The organism is Flavobacterium lipolyticum, assembly GCF_020905335.1.
Lineage (GTDB): Bacteria > Bacteroidota > Bacteroidia > Flavobacteriales > Flavobacteriaceae > Flavobacterium > Flavobacterium lipolyticum.
Genome location: NZ_JAJJMN010000001.1, coordinates 481,030 through 502,821 on the forward strand (window position 1 = coordinate 481,030; position 21,792 = coordinate 502,821).

Sequence of the window (21,792 nt, forward strand, 5' to 3'; positions counted from 1 at the left end):
TCTGAACGGGTATGCCGCATATAATTTTTAAATCCAAAAACCATGAAAAATTTATATTTGATGGGAGCAATTGTGCTTCTTAGTGCCTCTTTATATTCTTGTACCGCTGACGAATACGATACAGCAAAAACTAATGATAAACCTGCAGTACCTGTATATGCTGACGGTCCCGGAGATCAACCTATAACGGTTCCGCCACCGCCGCCGCCAATAAAATAATGGTGAATTAGAATATTTCATTTGCAATTAATTACTATTTTTAGGGGAAAGTAACTTTTATGGTACGATCCCCTTTTTTTTATTTTTTATTTTTTCTGCTGCTTCTTTCCTGCAGAAAAAAAAACATCGATGCTGTTGATACAACTTCAATTGCAAAAGAAGCCAGAGGTTATCTCAGTAAAGGGATGGAGAATTTTCAAAATAAAAAATTTAATACTGCATTCTACCAATATAATAAAGCAAAAATAGCCTGCGAAACCTTAAAAGACAGTGCCAATATTGTGTACAGTCTTATTCAGATGGCCAATATACAGCAGATCAACGGAGATTATTACGGCAGCAAAGAAACCTTAACCGAAGCACTGCCTTATCTCAAAAAGAAAGATGTGTATAGTGCTGCCATCAATAATTTATTTGGCATTGCTGACAAAGAACTCTCTATCTATAATGACGCTATTTTCTTCTATAAAGAAGCTTTAAAAGATTGTACCGATGACGCTTCCAGACAATCTCCTTTAAATAATATTGCCGTTGTTTACATTCAGCAGAAAAAATATACTGAAGCAATCAATATCTTAAACACCATATTGGATAAAAAACTCTTAGATAAGGAACCTCCTAAAAAAGCAAGGGTTTTAGACAATCTGGGTTATGCCTATTTTAAAATGGGTGAGACGGAAAAGGGATACTCCCTGATGAACGAAGGGCATAAGATGAGAACTCAGAGCGAAGATTTTTACGGAAGTATCGAAAGTAATCTACATTTAGCCGAATTTTATTCCAAATCAAATTCCCAAAAATCTAACCAATATGCTCAGGCAGCCTATCAGCTTGCAACACATTTCAATAGTGTTGATGAACGCTTAAAGGCTTTGTCCTTGTTAATGTCTAATGATTCCGGAATTAAAAACGTACAGTATGCCCAAAAGTTCATTTTCCTGAACGACAGTATTATTAAGATCCGAAACAATTTTAAAAATAAGTTTGCCAAAATTAAGTACGATTCTAAAAAAGAGAAAGATGAAAATCAGAAACTTCGTTTAGAAAGAGCCGAGAACTTACTTTCAATTCAGGAAGCCAAGTACCAAAGGGCGTTTTTTATAATTGGAATCGCTGCTTTGTGTCTTTTATTATTGTATTTGAGAAAATTTTATCAAAACCGAAACCGAATCGAAAAATTAACAGCGGCATACGATACCGAAACCCGGATTGCCAAAGACATTCATGACGAATTGGCAAATGATGTTTTTAATACCATCACCTTTACGCAAACACAGTCCCTGGAAAGTACCAATGTAAAAGAAAATTTAGTTCATAAACTGGATCAGATCTACAATAGAGTTCGTGGAATTTCGAGGGAAAATAATGAAATTGATACAAAAGCCAATTATGCGGTTAACTTAAAAGAAATGCTTTCGACATATAACAGCCCCAGTACCAATGTCATTATTAATAATATTGAAAAAGTAAACTGGGATTTAGTTGATGATATCAAAAAAGTTGCTGTACATAGGGTTCTACAAGAATTAATGGTCAATATGAAAAAGCACAGCGAGGCATTAGTAGTCGTTTTGAAATTTGAAAATACTGCCAACAAAATACTTATTGAATACTCTGACAATGGTAAAGGTTGTGAAAAAGATAAAATAATCAAAAATGGCCTTCAAAATATGGAAAACCGTATTCTGGCCACAAAAGGAACTATTACTTTTGACACTGAACCCCACAAAGGTTTTAAAGTAAAAATAACACTGCCTAAATAAATAACTTATGTTTAAAAAAGTACTAGTTGCCGAAGATCTTGATACTATGAATTTAGGAATTGAACAAGTCCTGAAGGATTTAAATATCAACCATTTTCAACAATCAAAATATTGTGATGAAGCCTTTCTAAAAATGCGCAAAGCCATTCAGGATGATGAGCCTTATGATTTGCTTATTAGTGATCTTTCCTTCAAGACAGATCATCGCGAAGTAAAAATTGCTAACGGAGATGAACTGGTTCAAAAAGTACGAGAATTACAGCCCAACATTAAGATCATTGCGTATTCGGTCGAAGATAAAAGCTACCGCATTAAATCCCTTTTTGAGAATGCAAAAATAGATGCTTTTGTAGCAAAAGGTCTGAATAGCATCGAAGAACTAAAAAAAGCGATTCACATCATCTCGACCACAGATCAAAAGTTTATTTCACCCGAAGTCGCTTCTGCACTTCAGGAAAAAAGCAACTTCGAAATTGATGATGTCGATATTAAAATTCTGAAATACTTATCAGCCGGAACTTCACAGGATGAAATCATAGAAATTTTTAAAAGCACCGATATTAAACCCAATAGTAAAAGTGCCGTAGAAAAAAGATTGTCAAAACTTAAAGACTTTTTTAAGGCAAACAATACGATTCATTTGGTTACCATTACCAAAGACATGGGAATTATCTAAAAGTTTCTTCTACTCACTATACTATCAAAGCTCCTTCAGGGGCTTTTTTTATGGCCTGAATATAAATTTAATGGATTATGGATTTCCGTAAAACACTGGGTTGTATTGGCTTTACTTTTGAACAAAAGAAATAACCGATGAAATTTAAACAATTATATATAGGGCATATTCTCACGCTAATGTGCGGAAGTTCAATATACATCTTATTCAGAACTTCAACCTTAAAAATGTTCACGTGGTTTGATAAATTAAGAATCTTAAGTTTCATAAATAATCTAAGAAGTTTTAGCACTAATTATTCTAACGGTCTACCGAATGTAATTCTTTATTCATTACCTGACGGTTTATGGATGTTTTCATATATTACTCTTGTTTTATTTTTATGGAAAAACGAAATCAAATATGAAAATCTATTTTGGATTTTTATAATTCCTATAATCTCAATTTTTTCTGAATTGGGACAGCTTCTAAAATTTACTCCCGGCACTTTTGATTCTTCAGATTTACTTATGTATCTCTTAGGAACCATTTTTCCATTTATAATTTATAAAAAATCAATAACCATAAATTTAACACACTAATGAAAAGAAAAGTACAACATTTATTTTCTGCAATTGCTCTTGCAGGATTTATATTCATTGCATTTGGAAGTGAAGATAGCCAAGTAGAACCTGAAACCTCAACTGAATCATTTTCTTCTACAACAGCACGGGAAGAAACAGTCAATGATGTTCCTAATCAAATTGCTCAATTAAAACGTGAATTAGTTTCAATAGAAGATGGTGTCAATTTCTCAACTTATAGAAATACAATAGAGGCTACACAAATGGAATTAGTATTATTCGCGGCATGGGCAAAAACCATTAACGAAGCATTAATTTCAGAAAATAGCGAGATTAATGCTTTGGGTGAAGAATTAGAAAGAAAAGTAAAAAACATTCAGGTAAAAGAATTTCCTGTTTTAAGAAAAGCCTACGCAAAAGCTGTCTATCAAAAGTTATGGGAACAAAACATTGAAACACAAGTATTAGGAAACAAAAATAAAACAATTCAATTTACAGGAGGATATTTTGCAAATAATGGTAATAAAATGAAAACACAAGAGACATTACAGGAAGCATTAAAAATGTTTCGTTTTTCAAGAGTTAATTACAAATGGTATAAATATGATAATGATTATACATACTATGAAATTGATTCTCCTGACGATTCAGAATTAATGAGTTTCAACTAAATCACTCTACGCTAAAAAAAAGGATAAATCTAATTTTGTTAGAGACTGAAGTCCTTCTATATTTTAAACTTTCAGACACATTTTCAAAAGCTCCTTCAGGGGCTTTTTTTTATGGCCTGAATATAAATTTAATGGATTATGGATTTCCGTAAAATACTGGTTTCAAATAGATTTAAGTTTGAATTATAAATCCATTTAAACTCAAAAACAATGAAAACTTATTACGTAAATGACACAGAACAAAAGAGCGGAGATCACGAAGTTCATACTGATGAATGTCCTTATTTTAAATCAATTGCAAGCAAAACATTCCTAGGCATTTTTTCAAACTGCAAAGATGCCGTTAGCCAATCCAAAAAAATTTATCCCAACTCTGACGGTTGTGCCTATTGCTGTCGTGAATGTCACAAAAGATAATTTTCATCATGGGCTTTCGATTTCAAAAAAGAATAAAACTAGGAGGAGGTTTTGGCTTAAACTTAAGCAGATCCGGAATTTCTCCCAGTTTAAGAACAAAAATGGGAACATTCAGCAAAAGTGGTTATTCTGTGAAGACCGGAATATCAGGACTACGATATCAAAATAGCGGATGCATTACACTAATTGCATTTACGGGAATTATATCATTTTTAATTTTTACAATAAAACATTTATAATTATGGGATACAGAAAAGGTTACTTTAAAAAAGACGGGACATATGTCCAAGCGCATTTTACCAATACAAGATCAAGATCTTATTCAAAAAAGAATAGCGGCTGTATGTTACTATTACTTATCACAATGACATTCGGATTGGCTGTTTCTTGTTCAGAATCATCGGATTCAAACTCAAACTGTCCAACCAAAACTTGTGGTGATTTTACCACTCAGGCACTGGCGCAATCAACGTACAACAGCAATAAAAACTGTTACAAAAACCTGGATTCTGACGGAGATGGAATCGCTTGCGAAAAATAATCTAAATAAATATTTAAAAACAATGATAACACTAGAACTAAAAAGCCACTTTTTGAGATTGTATCAAATGGCATTATCCGACGATCAGTTTGACGTATTAGAACTGCAAATGTTATATCACTTTGCAGACGAACGAGGAATTCCCAGAGAGGAATTGGACAAACTTTTTCTAAATCCAATAAGTACAGAATTAATTGTTCCTGAAGAAGTAAGCACCAGAATAGAGTATCTGTATGATTTTACAAGAATCATTTGGGCTGATGGAAAAATCACAGAAGACGAACTTAATATGCTCAAAAAATACTGTAGGAAATTTAATTTTCGGGACGAAAACATTAATGAACTCTCCGATTATCTCATTGATTGTGTTCAAAAAAACATCGGAAAACAAGAAATTATTAATCAGCTAAATTCATAACTAATGAAATCACTTACACAACTATTTAGTTTAAAAAAAGCAGACGATACTCAGGCAAATACTCTTGAGGAAAATGAAAATGATCGCGAGCAAATTAGAATAACCTACTATCAAAGTGGGTTTGCGGCCTCTATAAAAGCGACGGGGAAACCAATTGTTCTAAAAGCCTGTTTACAAAATTTGTATATGAGTTTTGAAGACCAGTGCCGAAAACAAAAGCTGGAGCAAGACCGATTAAAGCAGCCTTACAAAGAAGAACAGGAAAAAAACCGAACCGAACTCAAAAAGTCAGAAGCGGCCATTGGTATTTATGAAAAAAAAGAGCAGGATATCAATGACGAAATCGATCAGATAAAAGAGGAAATAATCGAAGTAAAACGCAATCCTGATAAATACGGAATTGAAGATGGAAAAGGCCTTAAAGCCCAATTCTATATTGGTTTGTTTCTATTACTTCCAATTACACTTTATGTACTGGTGTTTTATATTTCGGCATCCTACTCTGCTTTTTTCAAAGAGTTTGCCAATGATAGTCTCACGGCGGCTATTTTTGATGCAAACGCTTTAACCAATTCTTTTGAAGCAAGCTGGCTCGAAGGTGTTTTGGTCATTACCATTCCCTTTGTTTTTATGGGATTAGGATATGTAATTCATATGGTACAAAAAGGAAAAGGTATAAAGAACATTTTAAGAATGATTGCTTTATTTGTCACCACCTTTTTATTTGATGCCTTACTGGCCTATCAGATTGAGAAAAAAATATATGAATTTAATAAAACTACAGATTCCGCTCCTTACAACCTGAACATTGCATTAGGTGAAGCTGAATTTTGGATGATCATCTTTGCCGGATTTGTAGTCTATATCATCTGGGGACTTGTTTTTGATTTTGTCATGAAAGAATTTGAAAACATTGACAAAATCAGAGCTTTCATCAGAGGTAAAAAGGAGAACCTTCTCGATTTAGACAAACTAAAAGCAGAATACCTCAACAAAATCAATGATTTCAAACAACAGAATGTTACCATCAACGGAAAAATTTCAGAATTACAATCTAAAATAGATGGTTTTGTGTTTCCTGTAAAAGAATATCTTCATTATCATCATCAATACAAAGAAGGATGGTTTCAGGCTATTAGTACTGAAATAGCACTTCCCTACAACGAAAAAAGCGAATTATTACAGAACTGCGAACTTTCCTCTGAAGAACACTTAAACAGATTAAACCTGGTTGATCCTGATTTTCAACAATTAGTCTATTCTAAAAACTAATAACGATGAAAAGTAGTCTCAACTTAATGGCAATTTCTTTATTGCTTATTTCGATTATCTCCTGCAAACAGGAATCTGATAAAGGCGAAAAGGATACCTCATCCAAAAATACCGTATCAGAAAACTATAATATCAGTATCCTTCTTGATTTATCAGACAGAATCAGTCTGGAGAAAAATCCAAATCCAACAATGGAATATTTTCAAAGAGATCTGGGGTATATAAAATCTGTATCTGAAGCTTTTACACAACATTTAAAATCTAAAAGAATAAGGCAGATTGACGATAAAATGCAACTGTTTTTCAATCCTGAACCTCTGGATCCTGAAATCAATACAACTGCTAAAAATTTGAGAATTGTTATGGATAAAAATAATGCTTCTAAAAACTTATTGAATTCCATCAATACAAATTATACAGCACAAACATCTAAAATCTATAATTCCGCCATAAAAGACAATCATTTTATTGGTTCTGATATTTGGAACTTTTTTGATACCAAAGTAAAAGATCAATGTATCAAAAACGAATATAGAAACATATTAATTGTATTGACCGATGGCTATATGTATCATGAAAACACTGTAATAGCCGAAGGAAACAGAACCACTTATATTACACCTGAATTCGTCCGAAAAAACAAACTAAACACCAAAGACTGGAATAAAAAATTACACGAACAAGATTATGGTTTTATTAAAATAGGAGAAAGTTTACCCAATCTCGAAATACTGGTTCTAGGAATTAATCCGGGCAAAAATAATCCATACGAAGAAAAAGTGCTTAAAGCCTACTGGACAAAATGGTTCACTGAAATGAAAGTAAACCGTTTTGAAATCAAGAATGCTGATTTGCCTTCCAACATGGATCAGATCATTAAAAACTTTATTCTGAACAAATCGTAAATCAACAAAACTAAAACATTGAAAGAGGAATTTTATCGTCCTCTTTTTTCTATTTATAAAAACGGTAACATCCTACCGAAATTTCACCTCACATTATGGTTTTCCGTAAAATACAGAATCTGAATGGTTCTACTTTTGAATCTCTAACTTAAACTATAGAACCCATGGAAATTAACCTTCAACTCAAATCATTAGCAGACAAAATCACACAGCTTAAAAGCAAAATTGAAACTGAGGAATCTACCAAACATGCTTTTGTCCTGCCTTTCATTCATGCATTGGGATATGATGCATTTAATCCCCTGGAAGTTGTTCCGGAATTTACCGCCGACCTGGGCTTAAAAAAGGGAGAGAAAGTAGATTATGCCATCTTTCAAAATGGTGAGCCTATTATAATTGTGGAATGTAAAAGCTGGAAAGAAAACTTAACGGTACACAACTCACAATTGTTCCGCTACTTTCATGTCACCAAAACCCGGTTCGCTCTCTTGACTAATGGTATCAATTATCAGTTTTTTACTGATTTGGACGATCAGAACAAAATGGATGAAAAACCATTTCTGGAATTTGACATTACCAACCTCAAAGAAAACACGATCAGCGAAATTTCAAAGTTTCACAAAAGCAGTTTTAATATTGATAATATCATTAGCAATGCAAGTTCGTTAAAATACATCAAGGAAATCAAAAAGCAAATTAATGCAGAACTTGAAAACCCTTCTAACGATTTTACCAAACTTTTCGCCAGTAAAGTCTATACCGGAAGATTAACCGAAAAAGTAATGGATGAGTTTAAAGATTTGGTTCAGAAATCCATCAGTCAATATATTAACGAGAGAATTAACGATCGCTTAAATGCTGCGCTGACCAAAGAAACAATCAAGCAACAGGAAGAACAGGCTACTCCCCTTGAAGAAGAAAGTAAAATCTACACCAGTGAGGAAGAATTAGAAGGATATCGCATTATAGTTGCCATATTAAGACAAAAACTTCCGACAAGCCGAATCGTATATCGTGACACCCAGTCGTATTTCGGAATTTTATTAGACGATAACAATCGTAAACCGCTCTGCCGTCTTCATCTTAACGGAGGAAAAAAATACATCAGTCTTTTTAATGATAACAAAAATGAAACAAAAACCGCGATTGCATCAATCGACGATATTTACCAGTTCGGGAAGGAATTACTCGATACTGTTGGACTTTATGAAACCGAATAAAAACTATTATTATGAAATACACTTTACTGTTCTTTCTTGTACTATTAACTTCTTTTCATCCACTTGAAACCAAAGTATACATCTGTGGAGCGACAGGTGCTAAAAAATACCATTACAACGAAAACTGTCGCGGTCTGACTTCCTGTCGTAATGAAATTTCCAAAGTGTCTATTAAACGTGCACAAGGTCTTGGACTCACCCTTTGCGGCTGGGAAGATTGACCTTTACAGAGCAACAAAAATTATCTTAAACATTTGATAATAATGACTTTACATTTAATTCACATTAGTTTTATTAATTTGAATAAAACTAAACGTTATGAAATTCTTTAATCTAAATTTTCTGGTTTCATTCAAAGAATGGCTTTTTTTAAGAGCGATGCAATCTTCTTTCCTGCATTAATAAATTACAATTTTAAAAAGGAAAGTACCATTGAATGAATAAAGTTGAGACCTCATTTTTGCACAAAAACCAATTTGGAGATGATTTCTTGTGGGGTGTTTCAACCGCCGCTTTCCAAATTGAAGGCGCACACGATACCGACGGAAAAGGTCCTTCTATCTGGGATGTTTTTACCTCTCAGAAAGGAAAAATAAAGAACGGACATCATGCTTCAACTGCTTGCGATTTTTATAATTCGTACCAAAACGATATCGATTTAATTCGCGAGCTGAATATTCCGAACTTTCGATTTTCGATCAGCTGGCCCCGAATCATGCCTACCGGGGTTCCTCCAATTAATCAGGCCGGAATAGCCTATTACAACAAAATCATTGACGCTCTGCTATTAGCCGGAATTGAACCCTGGATTACACTATACCACTGGGACTTGCCTCATGATTTAGAGCAAAAAGGGGGCTGGACCAATCGCGAATCGGTTAACTGGTTTTCGGCCTACGTTGAAATCTGTGTGCAAAATTTTGGTGATCGCGTTAAAAACTGGATGGTAATCAATGAACCCTCCGTTTTTACAGGTGCGGGGTATTTTTTGGGTATTCATGCTCCGGGAAAAAAAGGCATTACCAATTACCTGAAAGCCATGCACCATGTCACTTTAGCTACAGCAGCAGGTGCCAAAATAATACGAAATCGTATCCCGGACGCTCACATTGGAACAACTTTTTCCTGTACGCATATTGAACCCGCAACTCAGTCTTCTAAAGACATTGAAGCAGCAAAACGAGTAGACACTTTATTAAACAGAACTTTTATCGAACCCATTTTAGGATTGGGTTATCCCCAAGGTGATTTACCGGTATTAAAGAAACTCAATGCTTATATTGTAGAAGATGATCTCAATAATTTGTCTTTTGATTTTGATTTTATTGGTCTGCAATGTTACACCCGTGAAGTTGTAAAATCGTCTTTACTTATTCCGTATATCGGTGCCGAATTAATCAGTGCCGAAAAAAGAAAGGTCATTTCAACCGATATGGGATGGGAAGTTTACCCTCCTGCTCTTTACGAGGTCCTTAAAAAATTTAATGCCTACAATGGCATCAAAAAGATTATTATTACCGAAAATGGCGCCGCTTTTCCGGATACTTTAAAAAATGGAAAGGTATATGATATTAAACGTACGCACTACATTCAGGACCATTTGGAGCAAATTCTGAAAGCTAAAAAAGAGGGTCTAAATGTTGATGGTTATTTTGTTTGGACACTTACTGACAATTTTGAATGGGCCGAAGGTTACAACGCCCGTTTTGGATTGATACATGTAGATTTCGATACCCAACAAAGAACCATCAAGCATTCCGGATTGTGGTTCAAAGATTTCTTGTCTTAAGATAAACGCTGTATAAAGTAATTTCCCTACACTTTCATTGACGAAATTAGAACAAATTTTATTGGCTCAAAAAGTAAAAAATACGACAACGAAATCTTATAAAATTTCTCTGTTAAAAAGCAAAAAAAACACCAAAAACCCTTGATTTCATTAGGTTTACTGGTGTTTTTTTCTTATCTTTATAGTATAAATAACAGCCAATATATGCCAAAAAAAATGCTCTTTACACGCCTAAATTTTGTTTCAAAAAATGATTCATTTTACTTCTTCCTGCATTTTATTTTTCAAAATGCTTCTCACCTTCATTTCAAAACTATTCCGTTTGATCTTTTTTCCGCACAAAGTATAAACGTGCAGAAGACACAAAAGCGACCGCCCCAACTGTAGCTGTAATTATTTTTCTGGGATAGATCTTCTTAACTATTTTTTTTGAGAGTACATACTTAAAATTATAGAAACGATTTCCTTTTTCGGGATAACTTTCTATGAGGTTGCCTTCTTCTATGATCTCGACCTCAGCAGCTGCATTAATTTCGACCACACTTATCATGTGTTTGACCTCATTAATTCGGCACTTTTCATTGTACTTTTTAAAAGGACGAGGTTGAAAGTCTACCATAATTGCTGCCAGATTTATGGCATCAATATTTGATGGATCAGTCTCTCCTTTAAAGAAAGTTTCGATCGGTCTGAACTTGTCTTTTTGTTCATTAAACTTATTTTTTCGTGTATGATCAAAATCCAAACACAATAAATTTCTGAAAACATTTAAGTCGTCCTGAGTCGGGTTATTTTCAAAAATAAGCCAACATAAGTCACGGAGCTTTGCGCGCGAAGGGTTGTACAAATAATCAAAGTATTCACCTTCTTTTTCGATCTCGTATTTGCTCTTAATCGCTTTTTTATATTCTTCTAATGTCTGGCTATGCATGGTATTTTTTTGGGAATTTTCGGGAATTGTTGGGAATCTCAGGAAAACGAGGGAATTCTGGGAATCCCTTACCATTAAAGGCTTTAAAGTGTCTTTTCTTTGCCATAGAAATTAGTTCAAGTTTTATCTGCAGATTAAAACAAAAATATAAAACTAGTTCAAATTAACAGTGTAAAAAAAACCGTAAGACCGATTTTATTCGGGAAGTATAAAAAACGTCTTACAGTTCTACACATTGTACTTCCCAAAAACCAAATTGGTATTGCCCTAACCAACCTCCGGACTATTTCCGGTCAGCAATACCCATGTCTAATTTCTAAATCTAAATAAAATGAAAAAGCTAATAATTTTTATCGCTTTCACGATACTATTCACTATGTTCTCCTGTACACCAGATGAATACGAAACTCCAACCAAACAGGAAAAAGAAAAAGCAATCATTCCGGCAAAACCAACTTTTGCTGATGGTCCTGGTGATAGTGGTGCTGGGAAACCACCGCCTCCTGCCGAATAAATTTATAATTTTTAATATCTAAATTAATTACTATTTTCGGGGAAAGTAAATTTGTATGTTACGGTCCCCGTTTTTTTATTTTATTATCCTTCTTTCTCTGTTTTCCTGCAAAGAAAAAGAGAGCTTAAAAACTAACACAGAAGCTATCCGTAAGAAGGCATTAAGTTTGCGAAACAAAGCCATTGAAAACGACGATAAACAGAACTTTAATATCGCTTTTGATCAATTCTATAAATCAAAACAACTTTATGAAACTTTAAAAGAAAGTGGAAAAAAAGATAGTGCCAATATCGGTTATATACTTATTATGATGGCGACAATTCAGCAAGTCAATGGAGATTACTACGGTAGTAAGGAAACCGTTACTGAAGCATTATCCTACGTAAAAAAGAATAGTGTTTATACTGCTGAAATAAATAATCGATTAGGAATTGCCGACAAAGAACTTTCTCTTTATAATGATGCCATTCATTATTACAAAGAAGCTGCAAAAGATTATTCAGATCCTATTGAAAAACTAGGCCCCTTGAGCAATATTGCACCAATTTATATTCAACAAAAAAAATACGATAAAGCAATTATTCTTTTAGAATCAATTTTAAGAAAAAAGTCATTAAGTACTAAAAGTCCAATTAAAAATTCATCAAATATAGATAACCTGGGTTATGCCTATTTTAAGAATGGAGCGGATGAAAAAGGATTTCAACTAATGAATGAAGCACTCAGGATCAGAAATGAAGCTAAAGATACCTACGGCAGTATTGAAAGTTATCTGCATCTTGCCGATTACTATGCTAAAAAAGACCTTCAAAAATCAGATGAAAATGCTCTTAACGCTTATAAGGCAGCTACAAAACTAAACAGTGTAGACGAAAGATTAGAAGCATTCCAAATTTTAATCTCAAATGATCACAGCCCCAAGACCAATCAATATGTACAAAGATATTTCAAACTAAACGACAGTATCATTAAGGTTCGCAACAACTTTAAAAATAAGTTTGCTAAAATTAAATATGATGCTAAAGTAGAGAAAGATGAAAATGCCAAACTTCGTTTAGAAAAAGCCCAAAATCAATTGTCTCTCCAAAAAGCTAAATATCTGCGAATTGTATTTGCTATTGCTTTTGTTTTTTTAGCCATTCTAATTGTAATTGTAGTACGTTACTACAAAAATAAAAACAAGGCGATTGAATTTAAAACCTCGTACATGACGGAAGCCCGAATCGCGAAAAAAATCCACGATGAATTGGCAAACGATGTCTATAACGTAATTGCTTTTGCAGAGTCACAGCCTTTATCTAAAGAAAACACCCGAGAAAACCTACTCCAAAAACTAGATGATATTTACGGACGTGTAAGAGGAATCTCCAGAGAAAATAACAAGATTGAGACCGGTGCAGATTTCACTTACAGCATTAAAGAAATGCTTTCGACTTACAAAACTAACGAAAGAAACATTATTGTCACCAATTTAGAAAGCATCAACTGGGAAACGATTAACGATACTAAAAAGATCACCATTAGCCGAATTTTACAGGAATTAATGGTGAATATGAGGAAACACAGTAATGCCAGTATTGTTGGAATAAAATTTGAAAATAACGAGAAATCAATCGCTATAAACTATACCGACAACGGTAAAGGTTTTGAAAAGGCCTCTATTGCAAAAAATGGTCTGCAAAACATGGAACAACGCATCCAGGCCGTTAAAGGAACTATTACTTTTGATACAGCACCCGATAAAGGATTTAAAGCAAAGCTATCTATACCCAAATAAATTCAATATTATAATTTGACTATCTAATAACTTGCCTATACAAAAAAAGCCTTTCAAGATTACTCTCAAAAGGCTCTTTCCCTTCAAAAAACAGGCTAATAAAAAAACTAATCCTGTATACTATTTCGTCATTCTAAGGCAAATAAACCTTAGTTTAAATTAGATACAATATCTTTTTCCAAAACTTCAACGGCTTCTTTCCAGTTGTTTACCCTTACATGGTGCGTCAGATTAACGTTATGAAATGCGGTAAACATAATTGGTTTTCCCATGCAATGATCTAAGTTTTTCCTGTGATCGTCAATCATATAATCGGTATTGATAATTCGTTTGCTGCCACATAAAATGATGTTTTCCCATGTGATAAAAGGAAAATACTCTGCCAGCCAGGCTACTTTCTCAGCCAGTGATACCGGAAACTCTGTCGCAGCAGAAACAATAAATATTTCAAAGTTTTCCTGTAATCGGCGTAAACTTTCGACTGCGTCTGGTAGTACCGGCAGATTTCTGAAAAAATTATCTGCATTCAAAACTTTACGCAAAAGTACCCTGTCACTAAAAGCTTCTTCTTCGCTTAATCCCTGAATACTTTCTTTTGAAAGTGAGGTTCCGCTCTCTTCGTTATACTGTTTTATTAATTGTGCTTCAATGTCAGCGAGTACGCCGTCCATATCGATGGCAATAGTTTTCTTTTTCATTTCGATTAATTTTGCAACAAATTTACGCAAATATTGCAAAGTATTGCAATTTTAACTTATTTTTGCAATATAAATTTGCACAACATGAAAAAAGAGGAACGTCAAAAAGTAATTTTAGAATACTTGTCAAAAGAACATCGACTTACCTTACAGGAACTTAGCGTCTACTTAAATGTTTCTGAAGACACAATAAGACGGGATGTAAAAGAACTTTCAGATCAGGGATTGTTAAAGGCAGTTCGCGGAGGTGCGGTTGCCCCGTCTCCGATTCCGCTTCACTTTAGAAACAGAGAGAAACATGACCTTGAAAACAAAAAAATAATCGCCGAAAAAGCAATCTCTTATTTAAAAGACGGACAGGTTGTTTTTATCGATGGCGGAACCACTTCATTAGCTTTAGTGGCCAGTTTCCCTTATGATTTGAAAATAACGGTTATTACCAACAGTTTCCCCGTAGCGGCTCTAATCGAAGATTTACCCAATATCGAATTGATTTTTGCAGGGGGAAGAATGTGCAAAACTTCTTTCGCGACTGCAAGTATAGAAACCATAGATTTTTTCCGAAATTTTAGAGCCAACATTTGTATTCTCGGTCTTTGCAGCATTCATCACGAACGTGGTGTTACGGGAGTTTTACACGATGATTCTCAAATAAAAAGAAACATGATTCAACACTCTGATTTTGTGATCGCTCTGGGCTCTATCGAAAAAGTAGGCACTGCTGAATCTTATTTCGTTTGTCCGATTAAAGATATTGACGTACTGGTGACCAATATTGATCCGGAGGATGAAACTTTAAAACCTTATCAAAATGCAGGAGTGACACTTGTTTAAAAACTTTTGGATTTCATTACACACTATAACATCAGAATTATAAACCTAAAAGTGCGTCTTTAATTTCTGTTCCCCACGATAAAATTCGCCTTACTATTTTTCATAACTTTACATCTATCAATAAATTAATCCTAAAAATCCATTTACTATTTGAAAATTAAACATCCGTAAAATGCAATTCCAATATTTTTTGCCATCAGAAATCCTGAAGCCTTATATCAAACATTACTATATTTTTGAATCAGATTCGGATAAGGAGTTTGAAGACACGGTATTTCCGAGTGGCGAAATGGAAATTATTTTCAATCTTGGCGATGGCATTTGGGAATCATTGGTTGACCAGACTTTCTACAAAACTCCAAAAATTGAATTTTGGGGGCAGATCACTAAACCTCTTTCCATAAAGTCACAAGGCAAACATATGATGTTAGGAATTCGGTTTTATACTCATACTGCAGCTTATTTTTTTAAGGATGATATCGGAATATTCAACAATCAGATTTTCGATCTCGAAGATATAGTTGGTAATCTGATAAAAAAATTACACGAACAGCTTTTAGAAACTTCTGATATAAAAAAAAGGATCGAACTGATCGAAGCATTCCTGATACAAAAAATTATAACAAACGATAAAAGAGCGGATAAGATTGAAAAAGTAGCTCACATCTTATCGAGTTTACTCAACGACCCGACGGAAAGTAATATCAACAGTATTTCGGTAAAATATGGTATAACGCCCCGTTATCTTCATAAACTAGTCTTTCAGCATACGGGACTCGCTCCAAAAGCATTCAATAAAATCAAACGTTTCCAACACAGTCTTAAGCTCATTAACACTACCGAATATCCCTTTACTTCTATTGCTTATGATTCCGGCTATTTTGATCAATCCCATTTCATAAGGGATTTTAAATCCTTTACGGGAACTACGCCAACTTCCTATTTAGAGAACCAGTTCCCTATCAATCAATTAATTATTTAAAAAGAATACGCTGCATTACAGAATTAATTCTTAGTACCTTAGAAACTAAGCCCCTTTATTTAAGATTCCGGCTATTTTGATCAATCCCATTTTATAAGGGATTTTAAATCCTTTACGGAAACTACGCCAACTTCCTATTTAGAAAACCAGTCCCCTATCAATCAATTAATTATCTAAAAAGAATATACTGCATTACAGAATTAATTCTTAGTACCTTAGAAACTAAGCCCCTTTATTTAAAATTCAGTTCCGATTTGTACAATTCAGACGTTTTTAACCTGACTATCTTTGACAAAAATAATAGTCAATCAAAAAACTTTATACTATGAATTCTTTTACCACTACATCAGAATTGAATCCAAAATCGGCCTTTTTCTTAGTCGATTTTTACAACCTATTTTTTAGTCGAAATCTCATTTATCCGACATTCAAATTCATTGCAGTTGTCTTATTACTTTCGGGCTGTACTTCTTCTTCAAAAAATAAAACAGCAGATTTAAGCGAAGCAAAAAAAGCAATACAGGAAAGCAATGCCATTTATTTTGATTCTTTTAAAAATAATGATCCCTCCCTATTCATAGACCGATATGCTGAAGATGCTTCTATCTTACTCCCGAACGCACCACAAATTTATGGAAAAGAAGGTGCTGCCAAATTTTTCAGAAAAGCTTATGATGAATATGGTCTAAGAGGCGGAAAGTTTATTACCACAGCAGTATACGGTGACGGTGTAGAGTATGTTACCGAAGAAGGTTTGTGGCAATCCTTAAACTCCAAAGGTGAATTAATGGATGACGGGAAATTTTTGGTTCTCTGGAAGAAAACTTCAAAAGGCTGGAAAATGTTCAGAGATTCTTTTAGCAGTAATCGAGAAGCTAAATAATTGAAATAATCTCTTTTACATTCTTTTCACCCGCAATTAAAAAAGCCTTTCAAGTATAAAATCTTGAAAGGCTTTTGTCTACAAATTAAAAAGCAATATTATTTCCAACCACCGCCTAAGTCTCTGTAAACATGGACTGCAGCATTCAATTGTTCTTTTTTAGTATCTACCAATTCCAGTTTGGCTTCTAATGCATCTCGTTGTGTCATTAAAACCTCAAAATAATCTACTCTGGCCGATTTAAACAAATCATTAGAAACATCTATTGAAGTGTTCAGAGCATCTACCTGTTGCGATTTAAGATCATACCCTTTTTGTAAGTTTTCGATCTTTGAAAGCTGATTGGACACTTCTAAATAAGCATTCAAAATGGTACGATCGTAATTGTACAAAGCCTGAAGCTGTCTGGCATTTGCGCTGGCGAATTCTGCTTTAATGGCATTTCTGTTGATCAGTGGTGCAGCCAAATCTCCGGCTAATGAATACAGAAGTGACTCCGGAAATGTTAACAGATAAGAAGGTTTAAACGCCTGTACTCCTATCGCAGCCGAAATATCCAATGAAGGATAGAATTCGGCACGTGCTACTTTTACATCTAATTTTGAAGCGACCAATTCTAATTCGGCCTGTTTCACATCAGGACGATTTGCCAGTAATTGAGACGGAATTCCGGAACTCACCGCAGCCGGTAGTAAGCTCAGGAAGTTGTTTGTATTGGTTCTTTTGATTTCCTGTGGATATCTTCCCAATAAAAAGTTGATTTTATTCTCCGTTTCTTTTATTTGCTGAAGAATTCCAAATTCCAGACTTTTTGAAGTTAAAACCTCTGCTTCAAACTTCTTCACGCCCAGTTCGGTTGCTCTTGCCGCCTGCTTCTGAATTTTTACAATTTCCAAAGCATTCGTCTGTAATTTGATGGTTTGTTTTACAATGTCCAATTGGGCATCTAAAGCCAGTAACTCATAATAAGAATCGGCTACTTCGGCAATAAGATTCGTAATTACAAAGTTCTTCCCTTCTACTGTTGCTAAATATCGGTTTAAAGCTGCTTTTTTAGAATTGCGCAGTTTTTTCCAGATGTCAACTTCCCAGTTTGCATAGGCCGAAATAGTAAAATCTCCCAATGGATCCGGGGTCTTTACGCCTGGTTTGATATCTGTATTGGCATCACCCGCACCCTGACTGGTGTAGCGCCCCACTTTCTCTACTCCCGCTCCGGCACGAACACCAACAGTAGGCAGTAGAAGTCCTTTTTTTACACGAATGTCATTTCTTGCAATCTCGATTTCCTGCAAAGTAATGTTTAATTCCTGATTGTTCTTAAGCGCGACATCAATTAGCTCTACCAGATTCTGATCTTTAAAATAATCTTTCCATGCTAATACTGCCGTATTGCTGTTTGCATCCTGACTCTGAGTTGTTGTACCAAACGACTCTGGAACTGGTGTGCTTGTTGTTGTAGTCTCAGGAGCAGGGGTTTTACACCCTGCAACCATGAGACATGCACTCAATGCAATACTATATTGATATGATTTGAATTTATACATGATTGTTATCAATTTCTTCTGTTAATGGATTCTCTTCTTCATGTTTCACTAATTTGTATCTCTCTGCTATTTTTCCAAAGATGTAATACAATCCAGGAATCAAAAACACCCCACAAATCGTTCCGATAAGCATACCTCCTGCCGCAGCAGTACCAATCGTACGGTTACCAATTTTTCCGGGACCGGTAGCAAATGCAAGTGGTAATAAACCCGCAATAAAAGCAAAGGAAGTCATCAAGATTGGACGGAACCTTGCTTTGGCTCCTTCCATTGCTGCTTCCAGAACTGATTTACCTGCAGCATGTCGCTGGATTGCAAACTCTACAATCAACACAGCATTTTTACCCAATAAACCAATAAGCATTACCATGGCCACCTGTGCGTAAATGTTGTTCTCTAATCCTGTTAATTTCAGTAAAAAGAAAGCTCCAAAAATACCTGCCGGTAAAGAAAGAATTACAGACAATGGTAAAATAAAACTCTCGTATTGAGCAGCCAGTACCAGATATACGAATCCTAAACAGATCAGGAATACCCAGATTGCCTGATTCCCCTGTGCCACCTCATCAGCAGAAATACCTGCCCAGTCGATGTCGTATCCTCTAGGCAATTTTTTAGCAGCAACTTCCTGAATAACTTTAATTGCCGTACCGGAACTATATCCCGCTGCAGCCGAACCACTAATTTGCGTGGAAGTGTACATATTATGTCTTGTGATTTCAGAAAGTCCGTATACTTTTTCCAATCTCATAAAAGCGGAATAAGGTACCATTTCATCACGGTTGTTTTTCACATACAATTTTAAGATATCATCGGGCTGAGCACGATATTCCGGAGAAGCCTGAACAATTACTTTATAGTTAATTCCGAATTTAATAAAACTGATTTCATAGTTACTTCCTACAAGAGTTGACAAGGTATTCATGGCATTTTCGATGGAAATTCCTTTTTGTTGTGCCAGATCATTGTCGACTTTCATCATGTATTGAGGAAAACTCGAGCTATAAAAACTGAACACGTTAGACAATTCCGGATGTTTGTTCAATTCAGCAACAAAGTCATTATTTACCTTTTCCATTTTTTTGTAATCTCCGGAACCTGTTTTATCCAATAAACGAAGTTCAAATCCTCCGGCAGCACCATATCCCGGTACAGCAGGCGGTTGGAAAAACTCGATATTAGCTCCTGCAATATCTTTACATTTTTCCTCCATTTCATGCATGATCTCCAAAACAGATTCTTTTCGATCGCTCCAATCCTTAAGGTTAACCAAACAAGTTCCTGAGTTTGCTCCTGTACCTTCAGAAAGAATTTCGTAACCTGCCAATGAAGAAACTGATTTTACTCCGTCTATATCTTCAGCAATTTTCTGAACTCGCTCTGCAATATTGTTGGTTCTTTCTAATGAAGAACCCGGAGGTGTCTGAATTACAGCATAGAACATTCCCTGATCCTCATTCGGAATAAATCCGGAAGGAACGGTACTGCTCACTAACCATGTTCCGGCACAAAATCCTAACAAAGCAATTATAGTAACGGCTCTTCTGTTTACGATCTTACCTAATACATTTTGATATTTCCCCTGAGCCAGATTAAACTTATTGTTAAAACCATCTATAAAAACATTAACAGGTGTTTTCTTTTTAGGCAGAGCATGATTATTTTTTAACATCATAGCACAAAGTGCCGGTGTCAAGGTTAAAGCCACAATACCCGAAAGTATAATCGCCGTTGCCATAGTAACTGAGAACTGACGGTAAAACACCCCAACAGGACCTGACATAAAAGCCACCGGAATAAATACCGCCGCCATCAGGAATGTAATCGCTATAATTGCCCCTGCAATCTCATGCATCGCTTTTTTAGTTGCTTTAAGAGGCGACAGATGTTCTTCTTCCATTTTGGCGTGAACTGCCTCGATCACAACGATCGCATCATCGACGACGACTCCAATTGCTAATACTAAAGCAAACAAAGTAATTAAGTTCAATGAAATATCTAAGAAAGTCATGAATACAAAGGTTCCGATCAACGATACCGGTACCGCAATTGCCGGAATAACAGTCGAACGCCAGTCTCCCAAGAAAAGAAAGACCACTAAACCTACCAAAATAAAAGCTTCTACCAGCGTGTGGATTACTTTTTCGATAGAGGCGTCCAAAAATTTGGAGACGTCGTATGAAATCTCATAATCCATTCCTTTTGGGAATTTCTGCTTAATTTTTTCCAATTTCGCTTTTACCTCCTCAATAACCTGATTGGCATTACTACCAAAAGATTGTTTCAATACAATAGCTGCTGAAGGTTTACCATTTAAGTTCGAGTAAATATCATACATCGAACTTCCAAATTCAATAGTAGCAATATCCTTCAAACGCAGAAGTTCTCCGTTAGCATTAGATTTTACGACAATATTTCCATATTGCTCTTTTGTGGTAAAACGTCCGGAATATTTCAATACATACTCAAATGCCTGAGAACGTTTACCCGAACTTTCTCCTGTTTTACCGGGAGACGCCTCCAAACTTTGACTTGACAATGCTTCCATTACCTCATCGGCGGAAATTTTGTAAGCCAGCATACGATCCGGTTTCAGCCAGATACGCATAGCATATTCACGAGTTCCCAGGATATCTCCGGAACCAATACCATTTACCCTTTTCAATTCTGAAAGTACGTTGATATCAGCGTAGTTGTACAAGAACTTCATGTCGGTATTTTTGTCTGTACTGTAAAGGTTCACGTACATCAACATACTTGGTACTTCTCGGGTAATTTTTATACCCTCTCTAATTACCAATGGAGGTAATTTATTGGTAACCGAAGCTACACGATTCTGAACGTTAATCGCCGCTTGGTTGGGATCTGTTCCTAAGTTAAAAACTACTTTTATAGTCGCCTCACCATCATTTCCGGCATCAGAAGACATGTATTTCATTCCCGGAACTCCATTTAAAGCTCTTTCTAAAGGAATGATAACTGCTTTGATCATCAATTCACCGTTAGATCCGGGATAATCTGCAGTAACATTCACCATTGGCGGTGAGATTGTAGGGAATTGTGTGATAGGTAAATTCAATACCGACAATACTCCTAAAAAGACAATTATAAGCGATATTACTATCGACAGTACAGGTCTTTGAATAAATTTATTAAACATTTTTTATTTTTT

At 35.0% G+C, this 21,792-nt stretch carries 22 protein-coding genes and 1 pseudogene; 19 read left to right on the top strand and 4 right to left on the bottom strand.

From position 1 onward, the window contains the following. The first annotated feature begins 42 nt into the window (after window positions 1-42). The 13 genes from LNQ34_RS01975 to LNQ34_RS02030 all read left to right on the top strand — a co-directional run bounded on the left by LNQ34_RS01975 (window position 43) and on the right by LNQ34_RS02030 (window position 10,454). Window positions 43-219: a hypothetical protein gene (locus LNQ34_RS01975; RefSeq protein WP_229998508.1), complete on the top strand. Its 177-nt coding sequence runs from the start codon at window positions 43-45 to the stop codon at window positions 217-219. A gap of 59 nt (window positions 220-278) precedes the next feature. Continuing rightward, window positions 279-1,982, top strand: coding sequence for a tetratricopeptide repeat-containing sensor histidine kinase (locus tag LNQ34_RS01980; protein ID WP_229998509.1), 1,704 nt, complete (start codon window positions 279-281; stop codon window positions 1,980-1,982). A gap of 7 nt (window positions 1,983-1,989) precedes the next feature. Then, window positions 1,990-2,658, top strand: coding sequence for a response regulator (locus LNQ34_RS01985; RefSeq protein ID WP_202702581.1), 669 nt, complete (start codon window positions 1,990-1,992; stop codon window positions 2,656-2,658). Between the two features lie 580 nt (window positions 2,659-3,238). Next, window positions 3,239-3,892: a hypothetical protein gene (locus LNQ34_RS01990; protein ID WP_229998510.1), complete on the top strand. Its 654-nt coding sequence runs from the start codon at window positions 3,239-3,241 to the stop codon at window positions 3,890-3,892. 210 nt (window positions 3,893-4,102) lie between these two features. Continuing rightward, window positions 4,103-4,309 carry a hypothetical protein gene (locus tag LNQ34_RS01995; protein ID WP_229998511.1) on the top strand — a complete coding sequence of 69 codons (207 nt, stop codon included), beginning with the start codon at window positions 4,103-4,105 and terminating at the stop codon, window positions 4,307-4,309. A gap of 8 nt (window positions 4,310-4,317) precedes the next feature. After that, window positions 4,318-4,548, top strand: coding sequence for a DUF4236 domain-containing protein (locus LNQ34_RS23610; protein WP_370528118.1), 231 nt, complete (start codon window positions 4,318-4,320; stop codon window positions 4,546-4,548). Between the two features lie 2 nt (window positions 4,549-4,550). Further along, a complete protein-coding gene (locus LNQ34_RS02000) occupies window positions 4,551-4,850 on the top strand; it encodes an excalibur calcium-binding domain-containing protein (RefSeq protein WP_229998512.1) in 300 nt (99 codons plus the stop codon). Window positions 4,851-4,872: 22 nt separating this feature from the next. After that, entirely contained in the window at window positions 4,873-5,268 is a 396-nt protein-coding gene (locus LNQ34_RS02005; protein ID WP_229998513.1) for a hypothetical protein, read from the top strand. 3 nt (window positions 5,269-5,271) lie between these two features. Beyond that, on the top strand, window positions 5,272-6,540 hold the full coding sequence (locus LNQ34_RS02010) for an ABC transporter permease (protein ID WP_202702585.1): 1,269 nt from the start codon (window positions 5,272-5,274) through the stop codon (window positions 6,538-6,540). Between the two features lie 5 nt (window positions 6,541-6,545). Beyond that, window positions 6,546-7,445, top strand: a complete 900-nt coding sequence (locus LNQ34_RS02015; protein WP_229998514.1) for a hypothetical protein — start codon at window positions 6,546-6,548, stop codon at window positions 7,443-7,445. Between the two features lie 164 nt (window positions 7,446-7,609). Continuing rightward, window positions 7,610-8,665, top strand: a complete 1,056-nt coding sequence (locus LNQ34_RS02020; RefSeq protein ID WP_229998515.1) for a type I restriction endonuclease — start codon at window positions 7,610-7,612, stop codon at window positions 8,663-8,665. An 11-nt stretch (window positions 8,666-8,676) separates the two neighbouring features. After that, a complete protein-coding gene (locus LNQ34_RS02025) occupies window positions 8,677-8,886 on the top strand; it encodes a hypothetical protein (RefSeq protein ID WP_229998516.1) in 210 nt (69 codons plus the stop codon). A gap of 215 nt (window positions 8,887-9,101) precedes the next feature. Further along, the gene (locus LNQ34_RS02030) at window positions 9,102-10,454 is read left to right on the top strand and encodes a GH1 family beta-glucosidase (RefSeq protein ID WP_202702589.1); all 1,353 of its coding nucleotides are present in this window, start codon (window positions 9,102-9,104) and stop codon (window positions 10,452-10,454) included. A 313-nt stretch (window positions 10,455-10,767) separates the two neighbouring features. Here the strand turns inward: LNQ34_RS02030 and LNQ34_RS02035 are convergent, their stop codons facing one another. Continuing rightward, on the bottom strand, window positions 10,768-11,385 hold the full coding sequence (locus tag LNQ34_RS02035) for a hypothetical protein (protein WP_202702590.1): 618 nt from the start codon (window positions 11,383-11,385) through the stop codon (window positions 10,768-10,770). A gap of 331 nt (window positions 11,386-11,716) precedes the next feature. Here LNQ34_RS02035 and LNQ34_RS02040 point away from each other — a divergent pair, with 331 nt between their 5' ends. Both LNQ34_RS02040 and LNQ34_RS02045 read left to right on the top strand, forming a co-directional pair. Then, window positions 11,717-11,899, top strand: a complete 183-nt coding sequence (locus LNQ34_RS02040) for a hypothetical protein (protein ID WP_229998518.1) — start codon at window positions 11,717-11,719, stop codon at window positions 11,897-11,899. A 166-nt stretch (window positions 11,900-12,065) separates the two neighbouring features. Next, window positions 12,066-13,676 carry a tetratricopeptide repeat-containing sensor histidine kinase gene (locus tag LNQ34_RS02045; RefSeq protein WP_346432357.1) on the top strand — a complete coding sequence of 537 codons (1,611 nt, stop codon included), beginning with the start codon at window positions 12,066-12,068 and terminating at the stop codon, window positions 13,674-13,676. 149 nt (window positions 13,677-13,825) lie between these two features. Here LNQ34_RS02045 and LNQ34_RS02050 read toward each other — a convergent pair whose 3' ends face one another. After that, complete coding sequence (locus LNQ34_RS02050; protein WP_229998522.1) at window positions 13,826-14,374, bottom strand: 5' nucleotidase, NT5C type; 549 nt, start codon at window positions 14,372-14,374, stop codon at window positions 13,826-13,828. Between the two features lie 84 nt (window positions 14,375-14,458). On the opposite strand from LNQ34_RS02050, the gene LNQ34_RS02055 reads away from it, so the two are divergent. The 4 genes and pseudogenes from LNQ34_RS02055 (at window position 14,459) to LNQ34_RS02065 (ending at window position 17,073) form a co-directional block, all read left to right on the top strand. Next, window positions 14,459-15,208: a DeoR/GlpR family DNA-binding transcription regulator gene (locus tag LNQ34_RS02055; RefSeq protein WP_070907378.1), complete on the top strand. Its 750-nt coding sequence runs from the start codon at window positions 14,459-14,461 to the stop codon at window positions 15,206-15,208. Between the two features lie 172 nt (window positions 15,209-15,380). Next, window positions 15,381-16,190 (top strand): helix-turn-helix domain-containing protein, encoded by an 810-nt coding sequence (locus LNQ34_RS02060; RefSeq protein ID WP_229998523.1) that lies wholly within the window; start codon window positions 15,381-15,383, stop codon window positions 16,188-16,190. Between the two features lie 75 nt (window positions 16,191-16,265). Beyond that, window positions 16,266-16,367 (top strand): annotated as a pseudogene (locus LNQ34_RS23615) (helix-turn-helix transcriptional regulator); the annotation flags it as partial. Window positions 16,368-16,515: 148 nt separating this feature from the next. Further along, a complete protein-coding gene (locus LNQ34_RS02065; protein WP_229998525.1) occupies window positions 16,516-17,073 on the top strand; it encodes a YybH family protein in 558 nt (185 codons plus the stop codon). A gap of 98 nt (window positions 17,074-17,171) precedes the next feature. On the opposite strand, the gene LNQ34_RS02070 is transcribed toward LNQ34_RS02065, so the two are convergent. After that, window positions 17,172-18,620: a TolC family protein gene (locus LNQ34_RS02070; protein WP_229998527.1), complete on the bottom strand. Its 1,449-nt coding sequence runs from the start codon at window positions 18,618-18,620 to the stop codon at window positions 17,172-17,174. Beyond that, window positions 18,613-21,780, bottom strand: coding sequence for an efflux RND transporter permease subunit (locus LNQ34_RS02075; protein ID WP_229998528.1), 3,168 nt, complete (start codon window positions 21,778-21,780; stop codon window positions 18,613-18,615). Before LNQ34_RS02075 ends, LNQ34_RS02070 begins: the two co-directional genes overlap by 8 nt. Between the last annotated feature and the right edge of the window lie 12 nt (window positions 21,781-21,792).

Excerpts from the sequence above, each read along its gene's own strand:
- LNQ34_RS01975 (WP_229998508.1), top strand. The coding sequence starts at position 43 with ATGAAAAATTTATATTTGATGGGAGCAATTGTGCTTCTTAGTGCCTCT.
- LNQ34_RS01980 (WP_229998509.1), top strand. The coding sequence starts at position 279 with ATGGTACGATCCCCTTTTTTTTATTTTTTATTTTTTCTGCTGCTTCTT.
- LNQ34_RS01985 (WP_202702581.1), top strand. The coding sequence starts at position 1,990 with ATGTTTAAAAAAGTACTAGTTGCCGAAGATCTTGATACTATGAATTTA.
- LNQ34_RS01990 (WP_229998510.1), top strand. The coding sequence starts at position 3,239 with ATGAAAAGAAAAGTACAACATTTATTTTCTGCAATTGCTCTTGCAGGA.
- LNQ34_RS01995 (WP_229998511.1), top strand. The coding sequence starts at position 4,103 with ATGAAAACTTATTACGTAAATGACACAGAACAAAAGAGCGGAGATCAC.
- LNQ34_RS23610 (WP_370528118.1), top strand. The coding sequence starts at position 4,318 with ATGGGCTTTCGATTTCAAAAAAGAATAAAACTAGGAGGAGGTTTTGGC.
- LNQ34_RS02000 (WP_229998512.1), top strand. The coding sequence starts at position 4,551 with ATGGGATACAGAAAAGGTTACTTTAAAAAAGACGGGACATATGTCCAA.
- LNQ34_RS02005 (WP_229998513.1), top strand. The coding sequence starts at position 4,873 with ATGATAACACTAGAACTAAAAAGCCACTTTTTGAGATTGTATCAAATG.
- LNQ34_RS02010 (WP_202702585.1), top strand. The coding sequence starts at position 5,272 with ATGAAATCACTTACACAACTATTTAGTTTAAAAAAAGCAGACGATACT.
- LNQ34_RS02015 (WP_229998514.1), top strand. The coding sequence starts at position 6,546 with ATGAAAAGTAGTCTCAACTTAATGGCAATTTCTTTATTGCTTATTTCG.
- LNQ34_RS02020 (WP_229998515.1), top strand. The coding sequence starts at position 7,610 with ATGGAAATTAACCTTCAACTCAAATCATTAGCAGACAAAATCACACAG.
- LNQ34_RS02025 (WP_229998516.1), top strand. The coding sequence starts at position 8,677 with ATGAAATACACTTTACTGTTCTTTCTTGTACTATTAACTTCTTTTCAT.
- LNQ34_RS02030 (WP_202702589.1), top strand. The coding sequence starts at position 9,102 with ATGAATAAAGTTGAGACCTCATTTTTGCACAAAAACCAATTTGGAGAT.
- LNQ34_RS02035 (WP_202702590.1), bottom strand. The coding sequence starts at position 11,385 with ATGCATAGCCAGACATTAGAAGAATATAAAAAAGCGATTAAGAGCAAA.
- LNQ34_RS02040 (WP_229998518.1), top strand. The coding sequence starts at position 11,717 with ATGAAAAAGCTAATAATTTTTATCGCTTTCACGATACTATTCACTATG.
- LNQ34_RS02050 (WP_229998522.1), bottom strand. The coding sequence starts at position 14,374 with ATGAAAAAGAAAACTATTGCCATCGATATGGACGGCGTACTCGCTGAC.
- LNQ34_RS02055 (WP_070907378.1), top strand. The coding sequence starts at position 14,459 with ATGAAAAAAGAGGAACGTCAAAAAGTAATTTTAGAATACTTGTCAAAA.
- LNQ34_RS02060 (WP_229998523.1), top strand. The coding sequence starts at position 15,381 with ATGCAATTCCAATATTTTTTGCCATCAGAAATCCTGAAGCCTTATATC.
- LNQ34_RS02065 (WP_229998525.1), top strand. The coding sequence starts at position 16,516 with ATGAATTCTTTTACCACTACATCAGAATTGAATCCAAAATCGGCCTTT.
- LNQ34_RS02070 (WP_229998527.1), bottom strand. The coding sequence starts at position 18,620 with ATGTATAAATTCAAATCATATCAATATAGTATTGCATTGAGTGCATGT.
- LNQ34_RS02075 (WP_229998528.1), bottom strand. The coding sequence starts at position 21,780 with ATGTTTAATAAATTTATTCAAAGACCTGTACTGTCGATAGTAATATCG.